The 25,120-nt window shown below is 72.4% G+C and carries 22 protein-coding genes and 1 riboswitch; of the genes, 5 read left to right on the top strand and 17 right to left on the bottom strand.

Features of this window, described 5'->3' with window-relative positions:
• The first annotated feature begins 37 nt into the window (after positions 1-37).
• Positions 38-1,726: an MFS transporter gene (locus ACIQPT_RS13985; RefSeq protein ID WP_401155749.1), complete on the top strand. Its 1,689-nt coding sequence runs from the start codon at positions 38-40 to the stop codon at positions 1,724-1,726.
• 134 nt (positions 1,727-1,860) lie between these two features.
• Complete coding sequence (locus ACIQPT_RS13980; RefSeq protein WP_401155747.1) at positions 1,861-2,751, top strand: TetR/AcrR family transcriptional regulator; 891 nt, start codon at positions 1,861-1,863, stop codon at positions 2,749-2,751.
• A gap of 19 nt (positions 2,752-2,770) precedes the next feature.
• On the opposite strand, the gene ACIQPT_RS13975 is transcribed toward ACIQPT_RS13980, so the two are convergent.
• The 5 genes from ACIQPT_RS13975 to ACIQPT_RS13955 form a co-directional block, all read right to left on the bottom strand.
• The gene (locus ACIQPT_RS13975; RefSeq protein ID WP_401155745.1) at positions 2,771-3,814 is read right to left on the bottom strand and encodes an NAD(P)-dependent oxidoreductase; all 1,044 of its coding nucleotides are present in this window, start codon (positions 3,812-3,814) and stop codon (positions 2,771-2,773) included.
• A 7-nt stretch (positions 3,815-3,821) separates the two neighbouring features.
• Positions 3,822-4,292, bottom strand: a complete 471-nt coding sequence (locus tag ACIQPT_RS13970; RefSeq protein WP_401155743.1) for a PPOX class F420-dependent oxidoreductase — start codon at positions 4,290-4,292, stop codon at positions 3,822-3,824.
• Positions 4,293-4,329: 37 nt separating this feature from the next.
• The gene (locus ACIQPT_RS13965; protein ID WP_401155741.1) at positions 4,330-5,145 is read right to left on the bottom strand and encodes a YceI family protein; all 816 of its coding nucleotides are present in this window, start codon (positions 5,143-5,145) and stop codon (positions 4,330-4,332) included.
• 241 nt (positions 5,146-5,386) lie between these two features.
• A complete protein-coding gene (locus tag ACIQPT_RS13960) occupies positions 5,387-7,936 on the bottom strand; it encodes an MFS transporter (protein WP_401155739.1) in 2,550 nt (849 codons plus the stop codon).
• Positions 7,937-7,967: 31 nt separating this feature from the next.
• Positions 7,968-8,480 carry a MarR family winged helix-turn-helix transcriptional regulator gene (locus ACIQPT_RS13955; protein ID WP_401155737.1) on the bottom strand — a complete coding sequence of 171 codons (513 nt, stop codon included), beginning with the start codon at positions 8,478-8,480 and terminating at the stop codon, positions 7,968-7,970.
• Positions 8,481-8,705: 225 nt separating this feature from the next.
• On the opposite strand from ACIQPT_RS13955, the gene ACIQPT_RS13950 reads away from it, so the two are divergent.
• Positions 8,706-8,921, top strand: a complete 216-nt coding sequence (locus ACIQPT_RS13950) for a hypothetical protein (RefSeq protein WP_401155735.1) — start codon at positions 8,706-8,708, stop codon at positions 8,919-8,921.
• A gap of 219 nt (positions 8,922-9,140) precedes the next feature.
• On the opposite strand, the gene ACIQPT_RS13945 is transcribed toward ACIQPT_RS13950, so the two are convergent.
• The 9 genes from ACIQPT_RS13945 to ACIQPT_RS13905 form a co-directional block, all read right to left on the bottom strand.
• The gene (locus ACIQPT_RS13945) at positions 9,141-10,016 is read right to left on the bottom strand and encodes a hypothetical protein (RefSeq protein ID WP_401155733.1); all 876 of its coding nucleotides are present in this window, start codon (positions 10,014-10,016) and stop codon (positions 9,141-9,143) included.
• Between the two features lie 133 nt (positions 10,017-10,149).
• On the bottom strand, positions 10,150-11,016 hold the full coding sequence (locus tag ACIQPT_RS13940) for an RNA polymerase sigma factor SigF (RefSeq protein WP_030579030.1): 867 nt from the start codon (positions 11,014-11,016) through the stop codon (positions 10,150-10,152).
• Between the two features lie 234 nt (positions 11,017-11,250).
• Complete coding sequence (locus ACIQPT_RS13935; protein WP_401155731.1) at positions 11,251-12,147, bottom strand: RNA polymerase sigma factor SigF; 897 nt, start codon at positions 12,145-12,147, stop codon at positions 11,251-11,253.
• A gap of 199 nt (positions 12,148-12,346) precedes the next feature.
• Positions 12,347-12,640: a Dabb family protein gene (locus ACIQPT_RS13930; RefSeq protein WP_015610041.1), complete on the bottom strand. Its 294-nt coding sequence runs from the start codon at positions 12,638-12,640 to the stop codon at positions 12,347-12,349.
• Positions 12,641-12,651: 11 nt separating this feature from the next.
• Positions 12,652-12,816, bottom strand: coding sequence for a hypothetical protein (locus ACIQPT_RS13925; protein WP_007446295.1), 165 nt, complete (start codon positions 12,814-12,816; stop codon positions 12,652-12,654).
• Between the two features lie 434 nt (positions 12,817-13,250).
• Positions 13,251-13,655 carry a type II toxin-antitoxin system VapC family toxin gene (locus ACIQPT_RS13920; protein ID WP_401155729.1) on the bottom strand — a complete coding sequence of 135 codons (405 nt, stop codon included), beginning with the start codon at positions 13,653-13,655 and terminating at the stop codon, positions 13,251-13,253.
• On the bottom strand, positions 13,652-13,888 hold the full coding sequence (locus ACIQPT_RS13915; protein WP_401155727.1) for a FitA-like ribbon-helix-helix domain-containing protein: 237 nt from the start codon (positions 13,886-13,888) through the stop codon (positions 13,652-13,654). Before ACIQPT_RS13915 ends, ACIQPT_RS13920 begins: the two co-directional genes overlap by 4 nt.
• A gap of 82 nt (positions 13,889-13,970) precedes the next feature.
• Positions 13,971-15,065 (bottom strand): MarR family transcriptional regulator, encoded by a 1,095-nt coding sequence (locus ACIQPT_RS13910; RefSeq protein ID WP_401155726.1) that lies wholly within the window; start codon positions 15,063-15,065, stop codon positions 13,971-13,973.
• Positions 15,066-15,527: 462 nt separating this feature from the next.
• Positions 15,528-16,643 carry a cobalt-precorrin-5B (C(1))-methyltransferase gene (locus tag ACIQPT_RS13905; RefSeq protein WP_401155724.1) on the bottom strand — a complete coding sequence of 372 codons (1,116 nt, stop codon included), beginning with the start codon at positions 16,641-16,643 and terminating at the stop codon, positions 15,528-15,530.
• A gap of 16 nt (positions 16,644-16,659) precedes the next feature.
• Here ACIQPT_RS13905 and ACIQPT_RS13900 point away from each other — a divergent pair, with 16 nt between their 5' ends.
• Positions 16,660-17,439 (top strand): cobalt-precorrin-6A reductase, encoded by a 780-nt coding sequence (locus ACIQPT_RS13900; RefSeq protein WP_401155723.1) that lies wholly within the window; start codon positions 16,660-16,662, stop codon positions 17,437-17,439.
• Here the strand turns inward: ACIQPT_RS13900 and ACIQPT_RS13895 are convergent.
• Genes ACIQPT_RS13895 through ACIQPT_RS13885 form a run of 3 tightly spaced genes read right to left on the bottom strand, consistent with a single transcriptional unit; the run spans position 17,424 to position 20,997 of the window.
• Positions 17,424-19,028, bottom strand: a complete 1,605-nt coding sequence (locus tag ACIQPT_RS13895; protein WP_401155721.1) for a precorrin-2 C(20)-methyltransferase — start codon at positions 19,026-19,028, stop codon at positions 17,424-17,426. The genes ACIQPT_RS13900 and ACIQPT_RS13895 overlap by 16 nt on opposite strands.
• The gene (locus ACIQPT_RS13890) at positions 19,028-19,654 is read right to left on the bottom strand and encodes a precorrin-8X methylmutase (protein ID WP_401155719.1); all 627 of its coding nucleotides are present in this window, start codon (positions 19,652-19,654) and stop codon (positions 19,028-19,030) included. Before ACIQPT_RS13890 ends, ACIQPT_RS13895 begins: the two co-directional genes overlap by 1 nt.
• A 44-nt stretch (positions 19,655-19,698) precedes the next feature.
• On the bottom strand, positions 19,699-20,997 hold the full coding sequence (locus ACIQPT_RS13885) for a cobalamin biosynthesis protein CobG (RefSeq protein WP_401155717.1): 1,299 nt from the start codon (positions 20,995-20,997) through the stop codon (positions 19,699-19,701).
• Between the two features lie 246 nt (positions 20,998-21,243).
• Positions 21,244-21,323, top strand: a riboswitch (cobalamin riboswitch).
• A 115-nt stretch (positions 21,324-21,438) separates the two neighbouring features.
• Between ACIQPT_RS13885 and cobN the strand changes: the two genes are divergently transcribed.
• Positions 21,439-25,044 (top strand): cobaltochelatase subunit CobN, encoded by a 3,606-nt coding sequence (gene cobN / locus ACIQPT_RS13880; RefSeq protein ID WP_401155715.1) that lies wholly within the window; start codon positions 21,439-21,441, stop codon positions 25,042-25,044.
• Positions 25,045-25,120: the final 76 nt, after the last annotated feature.

Here is a 25,120-nt window from a genome sequence, read left to right as displayed (position 1 = left end):
GCCGTACAACTAACCCCCCGGAGCCCAAGGAGCCCGCATGACGGCGCCCGCCGCACAGCGAACCGATCTCGCCCCCCAGGGGCATCCGCAGCGCTGGCTGATCCTCGGCGTCATCTGCCTGGCCCAGCTCACGGTGCTGCTCGACAACACCGTCCTCAACGTCGCGATCCCCTCCCTCACCACGGAGCTGAACGCCTCCACCGCCGACGTGCAGTGGATGATCAACGCCTACTCCCTCGTCCAGGCCGGTCTGCTGCTCACCGCGGGCAGCTCCGCCGACCGCTACGGGCGCAAGAAGATGCTGATCGTGGGCCTCGCCCTGTTCGGCATCGGCTCGCTGGTGGCGGGGCTCTCCCAGTCCTCGGGCCAGCTCATCGCCGCCCGCGCCGGGATGGGCGTCGGCGGCGCGCTGCTGCTCACCACCACGCTCGCCGTCGTGGTCCAGATCTTCGACGACACCGAGCGGGTCAAGGCGATCGGCATCTGGTCGACCGTCAGCTCCCTCGGCTTCGCGGCGGGGCCGCTGTTCGGCGGGTTCGTCCTCGACCACTTCTGGTGGGGCGCGATCTTCCTCATCAACATCCCGGTCGCCCTGATCGCCCTGGCAGCCGTCGTCCGGCTCGTACCGGAGTCGAAGAGCGGCCAGGGGGAGCGGCCCGACCTGCTGGGCGCGCTGCTCTCCACGATCGGTATGACCGCCGTCGTCTTCGCGATCATCTCCGGGCCCGAGCACGGCTGGGCGTCCGGCCGGGTGCTGCTGACGGTGTTCATCGGGGCCGCGGTGATGACCGGGTTCGTCCTGTGGGAGCTGCACATCCCGAACCCGATGCTCGACATGCACTTCTTCCGGAACCAGAAGTTCATCGGCGCGGTGGCGGGCGCGATCCTGGTCGCCTTCGGCATGGGCGGTTCGCTCTTCCTGCTCACCCAGCACCTGCAGTTCGTGCTCGGGTACGGGCCGTTGGAGGCGGGCCTGCGGACGGCTCCGATGGCGCTCACCGTGATCGCCCTCAACCTGACCGGCCTGGGCGCCCGGCTCGTGCGGAAGATCGGGACGCCCGTCGTCATCGCGGCGGGGATGAGCTGCCTGGCGGCCGGACTCGCCGCCATCGCGCTGCTCGGCCGGCACGGCTACAGCGGCATGCTGTTCGGCCTGGTCGTGATGGGGGCGGGGATCGCGCTGGCGATGCCCGCGATGGCTAACGCCATCATGAGCGCCATCCCGCCGGAGAAGGCCGGGGTGGGCGCGGGGGTCAACGGGACGCTCGCGGAGTTCGGCAACGGGCTCGGGGTCGCGGTGCTCGGCGCGGTGATGAACGCCCGGTTCGCCGCCCTCGTACCGGCCGCCGTCGGCGCCGCCTCGCTGCCCGCGGCCCTGGCCGCGGCCGACGGGCCCGCCGCCCGGGAGCAGATCAAGGACGCCTTCGCCTCGGGCCTGGAGGTCAGCCAACTGGTCGGCGCGGTCGCGGTGCTGGCGGGCGGTCTGCTCGCCGCGCTCCTGCTGCGCCGGGCCGAGCGGGTGGAGGCGTCGGCCGCGTCGGCGCTCACGGAGGCGGGGACCACCGCCCCCGTGACGGCCCCCGTGACCGTCCCCGTGACCGCCGACGCGAGTGCCGCCGCGCCTGCTGGGGAGACTGCAGGGGCGGCAAGCGACGCCGCTGCCGAGCGGGCCGCACGGCTGGAGAAGGCCGGGGACCGGTCGGACCCGCCGGGACCGGCGGCATAGCATCGGACGGGACGCGCGTACCGGACCGTCGGCATCCGGTACGCCGCCCCCCTTCCGGCAGGACCCGCCAGGTCCCGCCCCCTTTCGGCAGGACAGCTCGGTGGGCGGTCCGAGCGAGACGAGGAGAGTGCGCCATGGTGTCCGCGTCCGAGACCGGCCCCGAGACCGGCTCCGAGCCTGGCTCCACCTCCGCGTCCGGCTCCGGGCCGGACTCAGGGCCGGACTCCACCTCCACCTCCACCTCCACCTCTGCCTCCGCGTCCGGCCGTGCGGGCAGCGCCGCGCGGACCAGCGTATGGCTGGACCGGCGGCCCCCTTCGCGCTCCCGCAGGTCGGAGTCCCCGGCGGGCCTGGACCGCAACCGGATCACCGAGGCGTCGGTGCGGCTGCTGGACGCCGACGGCCTCGCCAAGTTCTCCATGCGCCGGCTCGCCGCCGAACTGGACGTCACCGCGATGTCCCTCTACTGGTACGTCGACACCAAGGACGACCTCCTGGAACTGGCGCTCGACTCGGTCTACGCCGAGATCGCCCCGCCCCGCGAGGACGCCGACTGGCAGGACCGGCTGCGGGAGGTGGCCCGCAGCTACCGCGAACTCCTCGTCCGCCACATCTGGATCTCCCCGCTGGCCGGGACCTTCCTCAACATCGGCCCGAACTCCATGCTGTTCTCGTACGCCGTCCAGGACATCGTCCGGGCCACCGGCCTGCCCCTGGAGCGGCAGACGGGCGCGCTCTCGGCGGTCTTCCAGTTCGTGTACGGATTCGGCACCGTCGAGGGCCACTTCAAGGCGCGGTGCGACGCGACCGGGCTCACCCAGGACGAGTACCACCAGCGGGCGATGGGCACGATCAGGGCGCAGCCGCACCTGCGGGAGATCACCGAGTACTCCGACGCCGTGATGGCGGCCCGGGGCGGCGACACGGTCGAGGAGATGCGCGAGCGGGACTTCGTCTTCGCGCTGGACATGGTGATCGCGGGCATCGAGACGGTGCGCGACCGGACCACGTCTCCGACCCAGTAGCCGGTCTTCCGGCGACCGCTCAGTAGCCGCGCCCCACGTCCACCGTCAGCTCGGGCCGCCGGCCCGCCGCCACGGTCTTCCAGCAGGCGGCGAAGTCGGTGTGGATGTCCTCGTCGGTGGTGATCCCCGAGGAGTGCGAGGTGATGACCGTACGCGGCAGCTTCCACACGGGGTCCCCGGGTGCGGCCGGTTCCGTCGGCAGCACGTCCAGCACGGCCCGCCGCAGCCGGCCGTCCCGCAGCGCGGTCTCCAGCGCCCCCATGTCCACGGTCGCGCCGCGCCCCACGTTGACGAACGTCGCCCCGCGCACCGCCGCGAACCGGGCGGCCCCGAAGAAGCCCTCCGTGGCCCCGGTCAACGGCAGGGTGGAGATCACCCAACGGGCCTCGCCCAGCGCTTCGGTGTCCTCACCGGCCCCGATCACGCGGTCGAAGCCCGGCACCACGCGGTCGAAGCCCGGCACCACCCGGTCGAAGCCCGGCACCACCCGGGCGGATCCCGGCACCACCGGGCCGGAACCTTGCGGCGGCCCGGACCGCGTCGTGCGGGCGACGCCGACCGTGCGCACCCCGCAGGCCCCCAGCAGCCGCCCGACGGCCGCGCCGATGCGGCCGGTCCCGTAGATCAGGGCGGTCTGCTCGGCGACGAGCTCCGTGGGCAGGCGCTCCCAGTGCGCGCGGGCGTGCCGGTCGGTGAACTCCGGTACGGCCTGGCACTCGGCGAGCATCCAGCCCAGGACGTACTGCGCGATCCGCTCGCCCATCCGGCCCACGGTCCGGGTCAGGAGCGCCGGGGCGGGCCAGGGTCCGGCGGAGAGCAGCGGGTCCGTCCCGGCGTTGACGCTGTGGAACCAGAGCAGACGGTCCGTCCGCAGCGCGTCGGGCAGCGTCTCGCCCACGCACAGGAGGGGCGCGTCGTCCGGCGGCGGAGTGTCCGTCAGCGGCTCCGCGCCGCGCCCGGTGATCCGCTCCACCTCCCGTACGAGATCACCGTCGAGCGAGGGCGCGACCAGCAGCAGGGCCCGTGCGAGGGCGTCGGGCGCGGGCAGCGGAGCCGTGGTCATCGTGGCGTCAGCTCCCCGGGGCCAGGCGGGCGGGGAAGCCGCCGGTGGCGACGGGGCCCCAGCGCTCCGGGGTGACCCGGATGATCGACTTGCCCTGCTTCACCATCGCCGCCCGGTACTCGTCCCAGTCCGGATGCTCGCCCGAGATGTTCCGGAAGTACTCCACCAGCGGCTCGACCGAGTCCGGGGCGTCGATGACCTCCGCCGTACCGTCGACCTGCACCCACGGCCCGTCCCACTCGTCCGACAGCACGATCACGCTGACCCGCTCGTCGCGGCGCGCGTTGCGGGTCTTGGCACGCTCGGGGTACGTCGACATGACGATCCGTCCCGCGTCGTCCACGCCGCAGGTCAGCGGGGAGCCCTGGGGGCGGCCGTCGGCCCGGGTGGTGAGCAGGACCGCCCGGTGCCGGGGGCGTACGAACGCCAGCAACGCGTCGAGGTCCACGGCGGTGTTGGTCGCGATGTTCGGTGCCATGCCCACCACCCTACGACCGGGCCCGGTGCCCAAGGCGCTAGCCGGGCAGTGCTTCGCCCTGGACCGCCTGGATGTCCAGCTCCACGCGCAGGGTCGTGCCGATCGCGGAGATGCCCGCCTGGACGACCTGGTTGTAGTTCATCGCGAAGTCGTCGCGGCGCAGTTCGGCGGTGGCGTGGAAGGCCGCGCGCACCCCGCCCCACGGGTCGGGCCCGGTGCCGAGGTAGCTGAGGTCCAGGTCGACCGGGCGGGAGACGCCGTGCATCGTCAGCTCGCCGTGCACGGTCCAGCGGTCGGGCCCGGCCGGGGCGAGGCCGGTGGAGCTGTAGGCGATCTCCGGATACCGCTCCACGTCCAGGAAGTCGGGCGAGCGCAGGTGCTTGTCCCGCATGCCGTTGCCGGTGTCGATGCTGGCCGCCCTGATCACCGCGTCGACCCGGGAGCTGCCGATCTCCTCGGCGATCTCGATCCGGCCGCCGAAGTCGGTGAACCGGCCGTGCACGCTGGAGATCCCCAGGTGCTGGGCGACCGCGCCGACCGAGGAGTGCGCGGGATCCAGCGACCAGGCGCCCGGCGGCGGCAGCTCCACCCCGCCCTGACGGGCCAGCACGATCTGGCCGCCCTCGATCCGGCCGCTCGCGGTGACGAGGGCGGTGGAGGCGGCGGGGGCGTACCCGACCGCCGTGACGATCACCGTGTACGCGCCGGCCGCCAGGGATCCGTCCGTGCGGACGGCCCCGTCCTCGTCGGCCGCGGCCCGCAGCACCTGGGCGCCGGTCATGTCGGTGACCGTCACGACGGCGTGCTGGACCGCCCAGCCGTCCCGCGTCCGTACCTGTGCGCGAAGTCCCATCCCGTATCTCTCTCCTAGCTCGATGACCCGCAGGCGGCCCGAGGAACCCCGGGGCACATGAGTCGACCCCGGGGCGGTCACGGCCGGCCGTCCCCTGCCTGCCGTACCCGCCACCGGGGCCTCTTTCCACCCGGTCGTGACAGCCTCTCCGCTGAAAGTGCCGTCCGACCAGGGGTCTTCGCGATCCCTTCACCTGCACGCGCGCATCCCTTCAGGTGCGCGCGCGTGCCGGTGGGATCAATCACTCACCCGGGTGGGCGAGTTCGATGTCGTGCCCGTCGACTCCCGGGCCGCTGACGGTCAGTGATCCGGCCACCGGCGGGTAGCCGGTCGCGATGACCGCGTACTCACCCGCGTCCAGGTCGGTGAAGGCGTACGCCCCGTCCTCGCCGGTCGTCGAGGTGGCGACCACGTTGCCCGCCGCGTCGATCAGCGTGACCCGCGCGTCGGTCAGCGGGCTCCGGGCGGACCCGGCCCGCACGGTGCCCCGGACCAGCGCACCGGACCGCAGCACGGCCTCGACGCGGCTGACGCCCTGGCCGCCGATCTCCACCGGAAGCGCCAGCGGGCGGAAGCCGGCCGCGTTGACCGCGACGGTCACGGAGCCCGGGACCAGCTCGCCGAAGGCGAACTCACCGGTCGGGCCGGACGAGCCGGTGGCCAGCACATCGCCCCGGACATCGGTCACGATGACCATCGCGCCGTCGACCGGAGCGCCGGACCCGTCGGCCTTGACGATGCCGGCCAGCCCGCTCGTACCGGACAGCAGGATGTCGAAGGCCAGCGGCTCCTCGCCGACGACCACCGTGGACGCCTGCGGCTGGAAGCCGTCGGCGGAGGCGATCAGCACGTAACTGCCGGAGCCGGGGGCGTCCAGGGTGTAGCCGCCGTCGGGCCGGGCCACGGAGCGCCCGAGCTGCCGACCGCCCAGCGAGATCAGGGTGACGGCCGCACGGGCGACCGGAGCCCCCTCCGCACCGCGCACCACACCGTGGACGGGGGTGCCCTGGACGGTCTCGTACGAGGCGCCGACACCGACACCGGCACCGGTACCGGCGTCGGCCGTGTCGACCGAGGTGACCCCGGCCGCGCCGACGACGGCGGGCACGGGGACCTCGGCCGCCTCGACGGCAGCCGGAGTACCGGTAGCCGAAGCACCGGCAGCCGGAGCGTCGACCAGGGTGTCGTTCGCGGCGCTGCTCTTCAGTGCGACCTCCTTGATGAAGATCGTCACGATGAAGGCGACGAGCGCGCACGGAGCGGCGTACAGGAAGACGTCGCCGACGCCGTGCCCGTACGCGGCCTCCATGATCAGGCGCAGGGGCTCGGGCAGCTTGTCCAGGTCGGGGATGCCCCCGCCGCCGGTACCGCCGTGGCCGAACGCCGCACCCTCCGGCCCGAGGTCGGCGATGCCGTCCTTGACGTACTGGGTGACCCGGTTGCCCAGGACCGCGCCCAGCGCCGAGACGCCGATCGCACCGCCGAGGGACCGGAAGAAGGTGACGACGGAGCTCGCGGAACCGAGGTCCTCGGGAGCGACCTGGTTCTGGGTGGCGAGGACCAGGTTCTGCATCATCATGCCGATGCCGAGGCCCATGACGAACATGAAGACCGCGACGTGCCAGTACTCCGTGTCGTACCGGATCGTGCCGAGCATCCCGAGCCCGGCCGTGACCAGGAAGCCGCCGCTGACCAGCCACGCCTTCCAGCGCCCGGTCTTGGTGATGATCTGGCCGGAGACGGTCGAGGAGAGGAAGAGCCCCGCGATCATCGGGATGGTCATGACGCCGGACATCGTCGGCGACTTGCCGCGCGCCAGCTGGAAGTACTGGCTGAAGAAGACGGTGCCCGCGAACATCGCGATGCCGACGAACAGCGAGGCGATCGAGGCCAGCGTGATGGTGCGGTTACGGAAGAGGCGCAGCGGAATGATCGGTTCGGCGGCGCGCGACTCGACGAGGACGAAGAGCAGGCCGAGCAGGACCGAGCCCGCGACCATCACGTACGTCTGCCACGACAGCCAGTCGTACTTGTCGCCCGCGAAGGTCACCCAGACCAGCAGCAGGGAGACGGCGGCGCTGATGAAGAACGCGCCGGTCCAGTCGACCTTGACGCCCTCGCGCTTGACGACCGGGAGCTTCAGGGTCTTCTGGAGCACGATCAGGGCGATGATCGCGAACGGCACGCCCACGTAGAAGCACCAGCGCCAGCCCATCCAGCTGGTGTCGGTGATGACGCCGCCGAGCAGCGGACCGCCGACGGTGGCGACGGCGAAGACCGCGCCCAGGTAGCCGCTGTAGCGACCGCGCTCGCGCGGGGCGATCATCGCGGCCATCACGATCTGCGCGAGGGCGGAGAGACCGCCGACGCCGATGCCCTGGACGACCCGGCAGGCGATGAGCATGCCGCTGCTGGTCGACAGACCGGCGACGACCGAGCCCAGGACGTAGATGATCAGGGCTATCTGGACCAGCAGCTTCTTGCTGAAGAGGTCCGAGAGCTTGCCCCAGAGCGGGGTGGTGGCGGTCATGGCCAGCAGCGAGGCCGTCACGACCCAGGTGTAGGCGCTCTGGCCGCCGCCGAGGTCGGAGATGATCTCGGGCAGGGCGTTGGAGACGACCGTCGACGACAGGATCGCGACGAACATGCCGAGCAGCAGCCCGGTCAGCGCTTCCATGATCTGCCGGTGTGTCATCGGCGTGCCGTCGGAGGCGTCGGAAGCGGTGGTGCCTCCGTGCCCTCCGTGCTTGGCGTGGCCGCCCCGCACACCGGTGGGTGTGGTCGTAGCCATTGAGTTCCTTATCCGTGCGTATTTGCTTCTGTTACACAGGTGTACGGGTGTGAGCCTCGTCGCCGAGGCGGGTCCTGCACTCGCCGGTGTGGCTTCCGGGGGCGCAGCCGCCGGATCCACGACAGGCGAAGCTGTCGCGCAGCCGGGACAGCAGTGCGACGAGCCGGCCGACGTCGTCGTCGGACCAGTCCTGGAGGTTGTGGGCGAACACCTCGGTGGTCCGCCGGGTCAGCTCGTCGAGCTGCTCGTGCCCGCCGGGGGTCAGCCGCAGGATGCGGGACCGCTTGTCCGCCGGGTCCGGAGACCGTTCGATCCAGCCGCGATCGGCCGCGTGGGCCACGTGGCGGCTGGTCACCGACATGTCCACGGACAGCAGCTCGGCGAGCCTGCTGATCCGCATCTCGCCGTGCCGGTCCAGGAGGGTCAGTACGGCGGCGGATCCCGCGGGACACTCGGGGGGCAGGGCTCGGGCGAGCCCCCTTTTGACGGCCCCGACGGCGCTGAGCTGCCGCGCCAGTTCCTCGTAACTACTCTGTGCGGCCACGGGAACCCCCAGCACATCCACGACTATGTTGTTGCTTAGGGCAACGATAGAAGCCGTTGGTTGCTACAGGCAAACGAAAACGGTCTTGCAGAAGTAAAGGAACGCAAAAGCCTCTGTCGGGTCGAGGTCAAGCCCGATCTCCGCGTCCGCCGCCGCAGGTCGGGCGGGGTGCCGGGCGGCCCCGGGGGTTGGGCCGGGGGCCCGAGTTCGCTAGGGTCCTGCCCCATGGCACACAACCCCCACGCCCCTCAGCCGGGCCCCGAGGGCAACCCCGATCCGGCGGGCAGCACGCAGATGTTCCGCGCCTTCGTCGACGAGGGCGAGCCGCAGCGCCGGCAGCAGCCCGCGGCGACCTCGTCCGGGCCGAGAGCCGGGGTGATCGCGGCGGTGATCGCGGTCGTCGTCGTCCTCGGTGCGGTGGCCTGGCTCGCACTGGGCTGACCCACGACAGCAGGACACGGCACGGCCGGCAGCAGGACAGCAGGACCGTACGCCGGCACGACCGACGACCGTACGATCCGGCCGCACGGGGACGGGCAGCGGAGCCGCGACAATCGGCCCACCGCTCCGCCCCCGGGCGGCCTTCGTGCGTTCAGGCCGTTGCGGGCGGCCGGGTCACTTCCACGCGGGTCACTCCCACGCGGGCCACTCCCCCTCGGGTCACTCCCACTCGGCGGAGACGTCCTGCGTCTCGACGCGCATCCCCAGCGGGACCCGCCAGGACTCCACGCAGACGGTGTACGTCTCCGAGCGCACCGAGCCCGCGCCGATCGGGGCGGGCAGGGGCTGGGACGAGGTGATGGTCGCCCAGTCGACGCCGAGGGCGCCGATGATGTGCGTGGCGAAGGTGACGGTCCCCGAGCGCGCCGGGGTGCCGCCGGTGTTGCGGAACTCCACGGTCACCTTCTCGCACCACCGCTTGTCGGCCGCCGCGCGCTGCGGGGCGCTCAGCTTCAGCGCGGCCGGGGTCGCGGGCGGTGGGGGAGGCTTCGGGGTGCCGGGAGTGCCGCTGCCCGGTGGCGAGGGGGTGCCGGATCCGCCGCCCGGCTTCGAGGGCCGGGAGGGGCCGGAGGGCGTCGAAGGCGTCGCGGGTTTCGAGGGCTTCGCACCCGGCCTGTCGGGCGAACCGGCCGCCCCCTGACCGCCAGACGTCCGCGTACGCGCCCCACCGGGCCCGTCCGGGGCGCGCCCCGACTCGCTCGCACCCGGGGGCGGGGAGAAGGGCGCGGACGGGGACGTACCGCTTCCACGCCCGCCCGGCCCCCGCTCGCCGCTCCCGCCGCCACCGCCGTTCCCGCCCCTCCCGCTCCCGTTCCCGCTCCCGTCGAGGGGAGTGAGCGTCACCTTGCCCGAGGGCTCGCCGTCCCCGCCCGGGGGGCTCTCCGAGCGCTCGGCGGCCGCGCCCACGGCCACGTAACCCTCTCCCGGCCCGCTCCCGCAGCCGGTCAGCAGGCCGGTGCCCAGGCACAGCGCGGCCGCCGAGGCGGCGATGGTGCTGCCTCGGCGGCCGGTGGAGCCGCATGTCTGACGTCGCATCGCGCCAGTGTGTCTGACGCACCGTCAAATCTGAACCCGTATGCAGGGATCAGGGATACCGGGGACGTCGGGGATGTCGGGGAGATCGGGGATCGGGGAGATCAGGGCCCCTGCCGGTCCGTCCGTCCCGGGATCAGTCGGCGATGAGCCCTTCCCTGAGCTGTGCGAGCGTGCGGGTCAGCAGCCGGGAGACGTGCATCTGGGAGATGCCGACCTCCTCGCCGATCTGTGACTGCGTCATGTTCGCGAAGAACCGCAGCATGATGATCTGGCGCTCGCGCGGAGCGAGTTTGGCCAGCAGCGGCTTGAGGGACTCGCGGTACTCGACGCCTTCCAGCGCCGTGTCCTCGTACCCGAGGCGGTCGGCGAGCGAGCCCTCGCCGCCGTCGTCCTCGGGGGAGGGGGAGTCCAGCGAGGAGGCGGTGTAGGCGTTGCCGACGGCGAGACCGTCGACCACGTCCTCCTCGGAGACCCCGAGCGCGCGGGCCAGCTCCGGCACCGTCGGCGAGCGGTCGAGCTTCTGCGCGAGCTCGTCGCTGGTCTTGGTCAGCGCGAGTCGCAGCTCCTGGAGGCGGCGGGGGACCCGCACGGACCAGGAGGTGTCGCGGAAGAAGCGTTTGATCTCGCCGACGACGGTGGGCATCGCGAACGTGGGGAACTCCACGCCCCGTTCGCAGTCGAACCGGTCGATCGCCTTGATCAGGCCGATCGTGCCGACCTGGACGATGTCCTCCATCGGTTCGTTGCGGCTGCGGAACCTCGCCGCGGCGTACCGCACAAGCGGGAGGTTCAGCTCGATCAGTGTGTCCCGCACATAGGTCCGCTCCGGACTGTCCGTTCCCTCGGGGCCCGAGGCGGGGCCGAGCGCGGCGAGCCGCAGGAACAGGGAGCGGGACAGCGTGCGGGTGTCGATGGCTTCCGGCGAGCTGGTGAGCACGGCGGGTGCCGGCACGCTCTTCGTGAGCGTGAGCACCTTCGAGCTGCCCTGTTCTTCGGACATGCCACCCCCTTGAGGTCGCGGACGGTCGCGGTGGCCGCGACCATCGGAGGAACGCAGCCTCCACCTGAATACCGGAGGCGGGGCCGCGGCAAACGCGCTTCGAGCAGAATGTCACATGTCGGCAACACGCTGTAGTGACATGTCGACAAGTCAGCGCCGAATCCGCCCTGGAAACAGGGGGTGTAGGGCTTTTATGCCGTCAGAACTGCTCTCTGGACGGTCTACCCGTTCCGGTTACGCCTCGATCCTGTTTGCGGATCTCAGTCGGGCGAAACTTCTGGCGAGAAGCCTTGACACATGCATCTGGGAGACGCCCAGTTCCGCGCTGATCTGAGACTGGGTCAAGTTGCTGTAGTAGCGCAGGAGAAGGATGCGCTGCTCGCGCTCGGGGAGCTGGACGAGGAGGTGCCGGACGAGGTCGCGGTGCTCGACGCCCGCGAGCGCGGGATCCTCGTAGCCGAGCCGGTCGAGCAGTCCGGGCAGCCCGTCGCCCTCCTGGGCGGCCTCCAGGGAGGTCGCGTGGTACGAGCGCCCGGCCTCGATGCAGGCGAGCACCTCGTCCTCGGAGATCTTCAGCCGCTCGGCGATCTCGGCGGTCGTCGGGGACCGGCCGTGAGCGGTCGTCAGGTCCTCGGTGGCCCCGGTGACCTGGACCCAGAGCTCGTGCAGCCGGCGGGGGACGTGGACGGTGCGCACGTTGTCGCGAAAGTAACGTTTGATCTCGCCGACGACGGTGGGCATCGCGAACGTGGGGAACTGGACCCCGCGCTCCGGGTCGAACCGGTCGATGGCGTTGATCAGGCCGATCGTGCCGACCTGGACGACGTCCTCCATCGGCTCGTTGCGGCTGCGGAACCGCGCCGCGGCGTACCGCACGAGGGGGAGGTTCGCCTCGATGAGGGCGGCCCGGACCCGGCGGTGCTCCGCGGTGCCCGGCTCCAGGTTCTTGAGCTGGCCGAAGAGGACCTGGGTGAGCGCCCTGGTGTCGGCGCCGCGCGCCCTGGCGGGCCTGGCCGAGGGGTCCGGGGTCTCGGTCTGGATGTCCTCGGGCCGGACGGTCGGGACGGTCTGGACATTCTCGACGGTCTGGACGGTCTGGGGAGGCACTTGAGGCGCTGTACTGGCCGGCACGGTGACGCCACCCCTTTGCGGTCAACTACGGTCAACTCATCCGTCAAAAGCGGTCATAGCATCACAAGACATGTCCACTGTGTGCAAGCACCGCAAAGTGCCGTGTTGAGGTCATAAGGGTTTAAACGGAACAAAGAAACCCCCCGCCTGAACGGCGAGGGGTCGGCGGAACCGGGGCGAACCGGAGACGCGGAGGGCGTCAGAAGGGGTAGTCGGCGATCACCCAAGTGGCGAATTCCCGCCACTGCCCGGCGGCGGCCTGGTGGGCCGGGTGCTCGATGTACCGCTTGAGCGCGTCCTCGTCGGCGACCGCGGAGTTGATGGCGTAGTCGTACGCGATCGGCCGGTCGGTGATGTTCCAGGCGCACTCCCAGAACTCCAGCTCGGGGACCTGCCCGGCCAGCTCCCGGAAGGCCCGGTCCCCGGCGACGACGCGCGGGTCGTCCCGCTCGACGCCCTCGTTGAGCTTGAAGAGGACCAGGTGGCGGATCATCGTTCGTCTCCTTACTTCACCAGTTCTGACATGAAGTCACCGACGCTCTGCGCGGCGGTGGAAATGCCTTCGAACCCTACCTGGACCAGCTCGGCGGCCCGCTGCGGAGACATGATGATCGTGTACAGCACGAAGACCACCAGTATGTAGATGATGATCGTCTTTGCCTTGGCCACAATCCTGCCTCCCCGTCGACCTCGTGTGCGATCGGGCGATTGTATCCGCACGGATGGCCGTATCCGCTGGTCGTATCCGGTGGCCGGTTCTGATCACTGATGCGCTCTTTAAGGACCTACGTCCCCGCCATCGAGGCCTTTTGCCCGGCCTCAGGGCTCCTGCCGCCCGGCAGGATGGATAACGAAGCCCGACGGGACCAGGCAGGACCCGAAGGGCTGGAACAGGGCCTCTCTGTGGGGCCACCGCCGCGCGATTCCCCCTGACCGCGACGGACGGCCGGCAGGCCCTGTTCTCATCGGGGGAAGCGGCTTGTCCCCCCGATGCCGCTTCCCCCGACCTGACCCGGAGCGCCCGGCCGCCGTACATCCTCTGTACGGCGGCCGGGCGCTCTGCTGTCCGGCCGCATCGAACGGGAAGGGCCGTCGGCAGGGCCTCAGCTGTCCCGCAGGTCAGTGACCGTGCAGCGCAGGCCGGGGGCTCCCGCGAGCTTCCGGTCCGCTGTCACGAGTTCGGCGTCCAGCGTCTCCGCCAGGGCGATGTAAGCGGCGTCGTAGGGCCACATGTTGTGCCGAAGCTCCCAGATGCGAGGCATGAGGGGAGTGTGGTCGTAGCGGTGCACCTGCATGCGGCCCAGCAGGTCCAGTGCGTGGGTGGCCTCGTTCTCGGGAAGCTTGTTTCCGCGAACCAGGCCCCGCAGCACTGAGGCGCACTCCAGATCCACCGCGTGCGGGGCTGCGAGCCGGTTGCCGGCCGTGTGGTTCCGGACCCGCTCGGCGAGGGGGTCCGACCCCACGAGGAACTCCACGAGCGCGGAGGTGTCGAGAACCTGCACCTTCACGAACGCGCCTCACGCATCTGGACCAGGGCATCGGACACGTCGTCGGCGGTGACCTGTCCGCGTGCGGCAATCCCGCGTGCCTGCTCGGCCGCTTCCTCCGGGGTCAGCAAGGCTGCTTCGCCGACCAGGAGCTGGAGGAGGTAAGCCTGCAAGGACTGCCCGGACCGGGCGGCCCGGACCTTCAACGTCGTCATCGTCTCGTCCGGGACCGCTCGGAGATGAATCGTAGCCATGCAAGCATTTTAGTCCCATTGCCTGCACTCTGCTAGTGCCTTCGGCCGGCCGGGAGGGGCGAGCTGATCCGCGGCTCCCGGCTCAGACGGATTTGAGCAGGCCGCGGAGGTCGGCCATGCGCGCCCTGACGTCGGCGGCCTCGGCGGCCTCGGCGGGGTCGACCGGGTCCGCCCCGGGGCGGTGGTCGGCTCGGCAGGGGCGGCAGAGTCCGTCGGGGAGGGCTTCCGGGTGGCCGGGGCGGCCGCAGTCGGTGCATTCCAAGAGGATGTGGCGGGCCGGGGCAGGGCTGATGGGTGAGGGGCTCTCAGTGGTGGGCAGCCGGGGCGGCATCTTGTCGGTGAGGCGGCGGCGGAGGAAGCCGAGGGGGGAGTCGACCTTGGCGGGGAGGCCTGCGGTGAGGGCGCTGGTCAGGTAGTCGATGGTGACGCCCCGGGCGAGCCATTCCGCCGCCTGTGCTTCGAGGGCGGTGCAGTCGTCGGCGGAGAGGGCCAGGCGGTGGTCGTCCCGGCCGAGGCGGGCCAGGGCGAGGTAGGCGGGAGACCGGCCGTCTTCGGAGGCAGGGGGCGTCGCGGGAACCGTGCCCGGGGCAGGCGGAGCGGGCTCGGCGTCCGGGGCTGTTTCCGGGGCGGGCTCGGCCTCCGGTGTCGGTTCCTGGTCCGGGGTGCGCTGCTGCGGTACGCCGGTGGCTTCGGGGGCCTGTTCCGTACCGGGGTCCTCCGGGGCGGGCGCCGGTTCCTCGGCCGGACCCCAGAGCGGCGGGAGCGCTGGGCCGGACGCCGGGGTGCCGGATGCCGGGATGCCGGTGTCCGGTGTGGAGTCGACGGTCCGGGCGGCCTTCTCGGTGGCGAGGTAGGTGTTCCACCACTCGTTGTCGTGGGCGGTGCGGGACCAGAAGGTGCGGAAGACCCAGCGGGTTTCGTCGCCCGCGCCGACGGAGCACCGTACGCGTCGCAGGTGTCCGGCGACGGAAAGGGCGGTCAGGGCGGTGGAGATGGCCTGCTGCCCGTAGAGCGGGAGCTGCTTGGCGAGCTGCTTGACGCTCATCGCCGCACCTTCGGGGAGGTGGTCGACGAATCCGGCGACGTAGCGTTCGCGGGTTGGCAGGAGGCAGAAGTCGTCGCGTGTACGGGCCTGTTGGCCGGGCGCGGAGCGTTTGCCGTAGCCGGGCTTGGCCATCGGGTACGGGGCGGAGCGTGCGGGGGCGTGCGGGGCGGAGCTAGTGTGCTGGGTAGCCACGAGGTCGGCTTTCTGGGTTAACGATCTTGCGGTGAGACCCCGGCCTGGTGCTTCCAACACCGCGTCGGGGTCGATTAGTTCTCGCACCGTAAGCAGTCGTGACGCTGCGCCGCAAGCTGTCACGATTAGTCATACTTGCTCGCCGTGACGGGGTAGGGAGGTAGGGAGGTTTTTCCCAACCCCCGGTATCTACCCGCCGGTTAAAGAAGGCGCTCGAATCCCGGATCTCGCATCCCGACGCCCGAAGTCCGGGACCCGAGCTTCGGGGCGGGGCCCACTCACGTACACCCGGACGAGTGAACCGACCGTCCCGAAGCTCGCAGCTCGCAGCTCGCATCCCGGGGATCGAAGCCCGAAGCCCGAAACCCGAAGCCCGGGTCTCGGGGCTCGGTACTCGAGCCGCTACCCCCGCCCCACCACCACGCCCGCCCGGTCGATGCAGATCACGTCGACCGCGACCGGCGCGCCCCGCAGTACCGCCAGCGCCTCGTCGCGGGCCCGTGCTGCCACCAGGTCGCCCAGCGGGACCCCCGCCGCCTCGCACAGGCGTAGCGCCTCCAGGCCCGTGTTGGCGGTGGCGATCCGGGAAGCCAGCTCCTCGTTCGCCCCGCCCTCCCGGGCCAGGTCGGCCAGGAACGGCTTGTTCACCTGGGAGCGGGCCGAGTGGAGGTCCAGGTGGCCCGCCGCGAGTTTGGAGAGCTTGGCGAAGCCGCCGCAGACCGTCAGGCGGTCGATCGGGTGGCGGCGTACGTATTTGAGGACCGCGCCCGCGAAGTCGCCCATGTCCAGGAGCGCGATGTCCGGCAGGTTGTGCTCCGCCACCACTGTCCTCTCCGACGTCGAGCCCGTGCAGCCCGCCACGTGTGTCAGGCCCGCCGCCCTCGCCACGTCCACGCCCCGGCGGATCGAGTCGATCCAGGCCGAGCAGGAGTAGGGGACGACCACCCCCGTCGTGCCCAGGATCGACAGGCCGCCCAGGATGCCGAGGCGGCCGTTCCACGTGGAGCGGGCGATCTCCTCGCCGTGGTCGACCGAGACCGTGATCTCCACGTCCCCCGCCTCACCGTGCTCCGCCGCCACCCGCTCCACGTGCTCGCGCATCAGCCGGCGCGGGACCGGGTTCACCGCGGGCTCCCCGACCTCCAGCGGCAGGCCGGGGAGCGTCACCGTGCCCACGCCCGGACCGGCCCGGAACACCACGCCGGAGCCCGGCGGCAGCCTCCGTACCGTCGACCTCACCAGCGCCCCGTGCGTCACGTCCGGGTCGTCGCCCGCGTCCTTCACCACCCCGGCCGTCGCCGAGCCCCGCCCGGCCGTCAGATCCTCCACCGCCAGCGCGAACGCCGGTGTCTGGCCCTTCGGCAGCGTGATGCTCACCGGGTCCGGGAAGTCGCCGGTCAGCAGTGCCGTGTACGCGGCTGTCGTCGCCGCCGTCGCACAGGCACCGGTCGTCCAGCCGGGGCGCAGACCGGTGTGCTTGAGTTGGGCACTGCGACCGCCCCGCGCCTCAGCGTTCAAGAGAGAGTCCGTTCCGATGCCTGTGCTGCCCGTGCGTACTGTGCACGTGCTTGTTCTGGGGGGTACCACCGAAGCCCGCCGGCTGGCCGAGAGCCTCGCCGGTGACCGGCGGATCCGGGTCACCAGCTCGCTCGCCGGGCGCGTCTCCGCTCCCCGGCTGCCGCCCGGTGACGTGCGCGTCGGCGGGTTCGGTGGTCCCGACGGGCTCGCCGCCTGGGTGCGTGAGCACGGCGTGGATGTTCTTGTCGATGCCACCCATCCCTTCGCCGCGGCCATGAGCCGGAACGCGGCCGAGGCCGCCGCGCAGGCCCATGTTCCTCTCCTCGCCCTCCGCCGGCCCGGCTGGGTCGCCCAGGACGGTGACCGCTGGCACGCCGCCGGATCGCTCGCCGAGGCCGCCGGGCTGCTGCCCGGGCTGGGGAAGAGGGTCTTCCTCACCACCGGGCGGATGGGGCTCGCCGCCTTCGCGGGGGCGGGGCTCGATGCGCTGTGGTTCCTCGTGCGGTCCGTCGATGCTCCCGAGCCGCCCTGCCCGGCCCGGATGGAGGTTCTGCTCGACCGGGGGCCGTTCACGCCGGAGGGGGAGCGGACGCTTCTCCGCCGCCATCGCATCGACGTCCTCGTCACCAAGGACAGCGGCGGGGACGCCACCGCCCCCAAGCTCGCCGCCGCCCGTGAGGCCGAGATCCCCGTCGTCGTGGTGCGGCGGCCACCGGTTCCCGAAGGGGTGCCGGTGGCCCGTACACCCGACGAGGCCGTGCAGTGGGTCCTGCGGAAGCTCTACGCCTCCGGGTAGCGGCGCGGCGTCCAGACGATGGACCGGTCCGCGCCGGAGCCGCCACAACCGCTGGGGCCGCCAGAACCGCCAGAACCGCCGGAACCGCCCCGCCGTACCCAGCGCGTCTGCGACGAGCCCACGATCAGCAGCGTCCGCATGTCCACCTCCGCCGGGTCGACGTCGTCCAGCCGCACCGTGCGTACGGACTCCGTCGGGCCGCCCACATCCCGCGCCAGCACCACCGGGGTGTCCGGCGAGCGGTGTTCCAGGAGCAGGTCGCGGGCCTTGCCGACCTGCCACGTACGGGACTTGGAGCCCGGGTTGTACAGGGCCAGCACCAGGTCCGCCGAGGCCGCCGCGCGCAGGCGTTCCGCGATGACCTCCCACGGCTTGAGCCGGTCCGAGAGGGAGATCGTGGCGTAGTCGTGGCCCAGCGGTGCGCCCGCGCGGGCCGCCGCCGCGTTCGCCGCGGTGACGCCGGGCAGGACCCGTACGGGGATGTCCTCGTACGTCTCCTGCGAGGCTGCCTCCAGCACCGCCGTCGCCATCGCGAAGACCCCGGGGTCGCCGCCCGAGACCACCGCGACCCGGTGGCCCCGGCGGGCCAGGTCCAGGGCGAACTCGGCGCGCTCCGACTCCACCTTGTTGTCCGAGCCGTGCCGCGCCTGACCGGGGCGGACCGGCACCCGGTCCAGGTAGGTCGTGTAGCCGACCACGTCGTCGGCGGCGGCGAGTGCTCCGCGCGTCTCCGGTGTCAGCCACAGCGGGCCCGCCGGGCCCGTGCCCACGACGACCACTTCGCCACCCGCCGAAGGCGAGGGGCGCGGCGCGTCGATACGGCTCGGCAGCACCGCCACCGAGAAGTACGGGACCGACGCCGGGTCGATGTCCGCGAGGTCGCCCGTGCGCTCCCCGGCCATCGTCGCCCGCTCCACGTACCGCGCCTCCGCGAGCCGCCCCGACGCCTCGAACGCCCCGCGCACCGCCGGGAACGTCCGCCCCAGCTTCATCACGACCGCCGTGTCCGTGGCGGCGAGACGGGCCGTCAGCTCTTCCTCGGGGAGGGTGCCGGGGAGGATCGTCAGGATCTCCTCGCCCTCTACCAGCGGGGTGCCGAGGCGGGCCGCCGCCGCGCTGACCGACGTCACGCCGGGGATGACTTCGGTGGTGTAGCGGTCGGCCAGCCGCTTGTGCATGTGCATGTACGAGCCGTAGAACATCGGGTCGCCCTCGGCGAGCACCACGACGGTCAGGCCCGCGTCCAGGTGCGCCGCGAGGCGGGCCGCGGCCTTCTCGTAGAACTCCTCCAACGCGCCCCGGTAACCGCCCGGGTGGTCCGTGGTCTCCGTCGTGACGGGGTAGACCAGGGCCTCCTCGATGTGGTCGGGCCGCAGGTGCGCCGCCGCGATGGACCGGGCGATCGAGCGGCCGTGCCGGGCGCTGTGGTACGCCACGACGTCCGCCTCGCCGATGGCCCGGACGGCCCGCAGGGTCATCAGGTCCGGGTCGCCGGGGCCGAGCCCGACGCCGTACAGCTTGCCGCCACCGCCGCTCCTGCTGAACTCGGTCACGGGAGAGGTCACGGGAGAGGTCGCTGGGGAGGTCATTACTCTTCCTCGCTGGCGATGGCGTTGAGCGCCGCCGCCGCTATCGCGCTGCCGCCGCGCCTGCCGCGCACGATCAGGTGCTCCAGGCCCGACGCGTGCTCGGCCAGGGCCTCCTTGGACTCGGCCGCGCCGATGAAGCCGACCGGGACGCCGATGACGGCGGCCGGGCGCGGGGCGCCCTCCTCGATCATCTCCAGCAGCCGGAACAGCGCGGTCGGGGCGTTGCCCACCGCGACCACCGCCCCCTCCATCCGGTCCCGCCACAGCTCCAGGGCCGCCGCGCTGCGCGTGGTCCCCATCTTCGCGGCCAGCTCCGGCACGGACGGGTCGGACAGCGTGCACACCACGTCGTTGTCGGCCGGCAGCCGCTTGCGGGTGACCCCGCTGGCCACCATCGCCACGTCGCAGAGGATGGGCGCACCGGAGCGCAGGGCCGCGCGGGCGTCGGCCACGACGTTCGGCGAGAAGGCGAGGTCGCGTACGAGGTCGACCATGCCGCAGGCGTGGATCATCCGGACGGCGACCTGGCTCACGTCGGCGGGCAGCCCGGCCAGATCCGCCTCCGCGCGGATGGTGGCGAAGGACTGGCGGTAGATCGCCGGTCCGTCCTTCTCGTACTGGTGCACAGTGCTGTCGCTTTCTTCTGCCGGTATGGGGAGGGGGAGCGTGCTCAGGCGCGGGCCGCGGCCACCGTCGCCGCGAGTGCCGCCGGGTCGTTCCGGAACGTCGCGTGATCGCTGCGGACCGCTGCCGGGGGGTCCCGGCGTTCGCCCCGTACGTGTGAGATCCGGTGCCCGTCGGGCGTGACGACCACGTCGATCCACTCCCCGTGGGGGTGTCCGCAGCGGCGTTCGCACCCGGACCAGTACACAGGGAGCCGCCCGACCGGTCCGACAGCGGCCCCCGCTTCGGCCCGTACGTCGGACAGCGACTTCGCGCAGCCGGGGTGGCCGATGCAGGCGCCGACGCCGGTCCACGGGGAGTCGGGGGCGGTGATCAGCCCTGCCGCGTCCAGCGTGCGGAGTGTCTCCGCCGCCTCGTCGTGCGCGAAGGGGCCGGGGACGACGATCCCGCGCCACGGGGTGAGCCGCAGCTCGTTCCCGTACCGGCGGGCCGTATCGGTGAGCAGCCGCCACTGGGTGGCGGACAGTCGGCCCAGGGGTACGTCGATGCTGATCGCGGCCGTGGAGTTGGCCGGTCCGGGCACGGGAGCGGCCGCCTTACGGGGGCGGGGGCGGTGCACGGTCGGGCCCGCCGTCGGCCCGACGGCGCGGGCCACCTCGGCCCGGACGTCGTCGGGCAGGTCCTTCACCCGCCACGCGCCGGAGCCCCGGGCGGCGCGGAGGAACTCCTCGGCGGCCAGGAGCGCGGCGCGTGGGGCGTCCTCGGCCGGCAGCCGGAACACCTCGTCCTCCGCCCCGATCCGCAGCAGGGCGGTCTCCGGCCCCTCCGCGATCAGCGTCACGTCCGCCCCCAGCGCGTCCACGTCGCCGCGCCCGTCGTCCAGGGCGAAGAGGAAGCGGCCGGAGAGCGTGGCGGCGGCCGCCGAACCGCACACCAGACGGTCCAGCCCGGTCAGCCAGGGCCTGAGCGACGGCGAACCGTCCAGGCCCGCCAGCGGCGAGGCCACGATGTTGCGGGCCCGCTCGTGTGCCGCGGAAGGAAGGAGGCCCGCGGCCGTGAGCAGGTCGGCCAGCTCGCCGCCGCACTCCGCACCGAGGCCGCGCAGTTGTACGTTGCCCCGCGAGGTGAGATGCAGCTCACCGTCCCCGAACCGGGTGGTCGCCGCCAGCAGCGCGTCCGCCCGGTCCGCGCTCAGCACGCCGCCGGGGATCCGTACGCGGGCCAGCGCCCCGTCGTCCGCCCGGTGCAGCCGCAGCGTCCCCGGGCAGGCGTCGCCGCTGCTGTGCGGGGAGACGCCGCCCGTGGAAAGGGGCGAGGGGGCGGAATCGGGCATGGCGGCGAGCATACCGACCGGGCCGGTCCCCCTGGTGGGCTCGCATCTGTGACCTGCGGGACAGCCGGTCGTGGCGAGCCCGACCCGTACCGGGGGACAGGGCTCCGGTGACCTGCGGGGCAGGATCCCGTCCCGCGTGCGGTGGACGGCCGGAACAGTGATCACCGCCGCACCCCCGCCCCCTGCCCCGCCCCACCCCCGCCGCTTAGGATGCAGACGGTGGTCCGTTCAGGCCGCCATCGCCAGACGGCGACAGGGGAGGAAGCCCGGTGAGATTCCGGCGCGGTCCCGCCACTGTGAGCACGGCCGCCACCACCGGCCGGGCGAGTCAGGAACTCCCTTCCCCGAGCGCCCGGTTTCCGATCGGGCGCGGCACCCGGCCTTCCGCCGGGCGTGGGGAGACCCTCCGACACCGCCCGGGGCGTGGACACCCCGAGGAAGGCCTGACGCAGCATGATCCTGCTCCTGTCGACGTCCGACACCGACCTCCTGAGCGCCCGCGCTTCCGAGGGACCCGTCAGCTACCGCTACGCCAACCCCTCCCGTGTCTCCCTCGACGGACTGCCGGACCTGCTGACCGGCGTCGACCTCGTCGTCGTACGCCTCCTCGGTGGCGTACGGGCGTGGCAGGAGGGCCTGGACGCGGTGCTGGCCACCGGCCGCCCGGTCGTGGTCCTCACCGGTGAGCAGGCCCCCGACGCCCAGTTGATGGCCGCGTCCACCGTGCCGATCGGCATCGCGGCCGAGGCGCACGCCTACCTCGCGCACGGCGGGCCCGCCAACCTGGAGCAGCTGGCCCGGTTCCTCTCCGACACCGTGCTGCTGACCGGCCACGGCTTCGAGCCGCCCGCCCCGGCCCCCGCGTGGGGCCCGCTGGAGCGGGATGCCCGTGAGCTGCCCGAGGGTGCGCCGACCGTCGCCGTCCTCTACTACCGCGCCCACCACATGAGCGGGAACACCGCGTTCATCGACGCGCTGTGCACGGCGGTCGAGGACGCGGGGGCCCGGCCGCTCCCGCTGTACGTGGCGTCCCTCCGTACGCCGGAGGCCGAGCTGATCGACGCGCTCCGCGCCGCCGACGCCATCGTGACCACCGTCCTCGCGGCGGGCGGCACCAAGCCCGCCGAGGCGTCCGCCGGCGGCGACGACGAGTCGTGGGACGCGGGCGCGCTGACCGGGCTCGACGTGCCGGTCCTCCAGGCGCTCTGCCTCACCAGCCCGCGCAGCGCCTGGGAGGAGAACGACGAGGGCGTCTCCCCGCTGGACGCGGCCACCCAGATCGCGGTGCCGGAGTTCGACGGGCGGCTGATCACCGTGCCCTTCTCCTTCAAGGAGATCGACGAGGACGGGCTCCCGGCGTACGTCGCCGACGCCGAGCGCGCGGCCCGGGTCGCCGGGATCGCCGTACGGCACGCGAAGCTGCGGAACATCCCGAACGCGGAGAAGCGCATCGCGCTCGTGCTCTCCGCCTACCCGACCAAGCACTCCCGGATCGGCAACGCCGTCGGCCTCGACACCCCCGCCAGCGCCGTCGCCCTGCTGCGGCGGCTGCGCGCCGAGGGGTACGACTTCGGGCCCGAGGCCGACATCCCGGGGCTGGTCTCCGGCGACGGCGACGAGCTGATCTACGCGCTGATCGAGGCGGGCGGCCATGACCAGGAGTGGCTGACCGAGGAGCAGTTGGCCCGCAACCCGGTCCGTATCCCGGCCGCCGACTACCGCCGCTGGTTCGCCACCCTCCCCGAGGAGCTGCGGAGCGCGGTCGAGGAGCACTGGGGTCCGGCGCCCGGCGAGATGTTCGTGGACCGGTCGGCCAACCCGGAGGGCGACATCGTCCTCGCGGCCCTGCGGCGCGGGAACCTCCTCATCCTCATCCAGCCGCCGCGCGGCTTCGGCGAGAACCCGATCGCGATCTACCACGACCCCGATCTGCCGCCCTCGCACCACTACTTGGCCGCCTACCGCTGGATCGCCGCCTCCGCCGACGACAACGGCTTCGGCGCGGACGCGATGATCCACCTCGGTAAGCACGGGAACCTGGAGTGGCTGCCCGGCAAGAACGCCGGTCTGTCGGCCGCCTGCGGTCCGGATGCCGCTCTTGGTGATCTGCCGCTCGTCTACCCGTTCCTCGTGAACGACCCGGGTGAGGGGACGCAGGCCAAGCGCCGCGTCCACGCCACGCTGATCGACCACCTGGTGCCGCCGATGGCCCGCGCCGACAGCTACGGCGACATCGCCCGCCTGGAGCAACTCCTCGACGAGCACGCCCAGATCGCCGCCATGGACCCGGCGAAGCTCCCGGCCATCCGCGCGCAGATCTGGACGCTGATCCAGGCCGCGAAGCTCGACCACGACCTCGGCCTGGAGGACCGGCCGGAGGACGAGGGCTTCGACGACTTCATCATGCATCTCGACGGCTGGCTCTGCGAGATCAAGGACGTCCAGATCCGCGACGGGCTGCACGTGCTGGGCAACCCGCCCGCCGGGAACGACCGGGTCAACCTGGTGCTCGCCGTCCTCCGTGCCCGCCAGATCTGGGGCGGCACCGCATCCCTCCCCGGGCTGCGCGAGGCGCTCGGGCTCGACGAGTCGGCCGCCACCCGCACCGCCGCCGACACCATCGAGGAGCAAGCCCGCGCGCTCGTCCAGGCGATGGACGACGCCGACTGGGACCCGGCCGCCGTGGCGTCCGTCGCCGCCGGGCTGCCGGACGCGGTCGCCGACATCCTCACCTTCGCCGCCACCGAGGTCGTCCCGCGCATGGCGGCCACGACCGATGAACTCACCCACGCTGTCCACGCGTTGAACGGTGGGTTCGTGCCCGCCGGTCCTTCCGGTTCGCCGCTGCGCGGACTGGTCAACGTCCTCCCGACCGGCCGCAATTTCTACTCCGTCGACCCGAAGGCCGTCCCCTCCAAGCTCGCCTGGGAGACGGGGCAGGCGCTCGCCGACTCGCTCCTCACCCGCTACCGCACCGACAACGGCGACTGGCCCACCTCGGTCGGCCTCTCCCTCTGGGGCACCAGCGCGATGCGCACGGCGGGCGACGACATCGCCGAAGCCTTCGCGCTGCTCGGCATCCGGCCCGTCTGGGACGACGCCTCGCGCCGCGTGACCGGCCTGGAGCCCATCCCGTACGAAGAGTTGGGCCGCCCCCGCATCGATGTGACGCTGCGCATCTCGGGCTTCTTCCGTGACGCGTTCCCGCACACGGTGGGCCTCCTCGACGACGCCGTACGGCTGGCCGCCTCCCTCGACGAGCCGGCCGAGCAGAACTACGTACGGGCGCACACCCAGGCCGACCTGGCCGAGCACGGCGACGAACGCCGGGCCACCACCCGGATCTTCGGCTCCCGCCCCGGCACGTACGGCGCGGGCCTCCTCCAGCTCATCGACTCCCGCGACTGGCGCACCGACGCCGATCTCGCCGAGGTCTACACGGTCTGGGGCGGTTACGCCTACGGCCGCGAGCTCGACGGCCGCCCGGCCCGCGAGGAGATGGAGAGCGCCTACAAGCGCATCGAGGTCGCCGCGAAGAACACCGACACCCGCGAGCACGACATCGCGGACTCCGACGACTACTTCCAGTACCACGGCGGCATGGTGGCCACCGTGCGCGCGCTCAAGGGCAAGGCCCCCGAGGCGTACATCGGGGACTCCACCCGCCCCGAGACCGTCCGCACGCGGACGCTCGTCGAGGAGACCTCCCGCGTCTTCCGGGCCCGGGTCGTCAACCCGAAGTGGATCGAGGCGATGCGCCGCCACGGCTACAAGGGCGCGTTCGAGCTGGCGGCCACGGTCGACTACCTCTTCGGGTACGACGCCACGACCGGCGTCGTCGCCGACTGGATGTACGACAAGCTCACCGAGACGTACGTACTCGACCCGGAGAACAAGCAGTTCCTCCAGGAGGCCAATCCCTGGGCCCTGCACGGCATCGCGGAACGTCTGCTGGAGGCCGAGTCGCGCGGCATGTGGGCCAAGCCGGACCCGGCGGTGCTGGACGCGCTGCGCCAGGTGTACCTGGAGACGGAAGGGAACCTGGAGGGCGAGGACTGACGGACGCGGCGCGGCGGGGCGGGGCGGAGCGGGGCGGCGCGCGCCGCGAAATCGGCTGGCTCCCGCCGCCCGTGCC

Origin of the sequence: Streptomyces sp. NPDC091289 (assembly GCF_044757365.1) — a bacterium.
Lineage (GTDB): Bacteria > Actinomycetota > Actinomycetes > Streptomycetales > Streptomycetaceae > Streptomyces.
The sequence above is the reverse complement of the archived record's forward strand: the minus strand, read 5'-3'. Positions and strand labels throughout refer to the sequence as shown.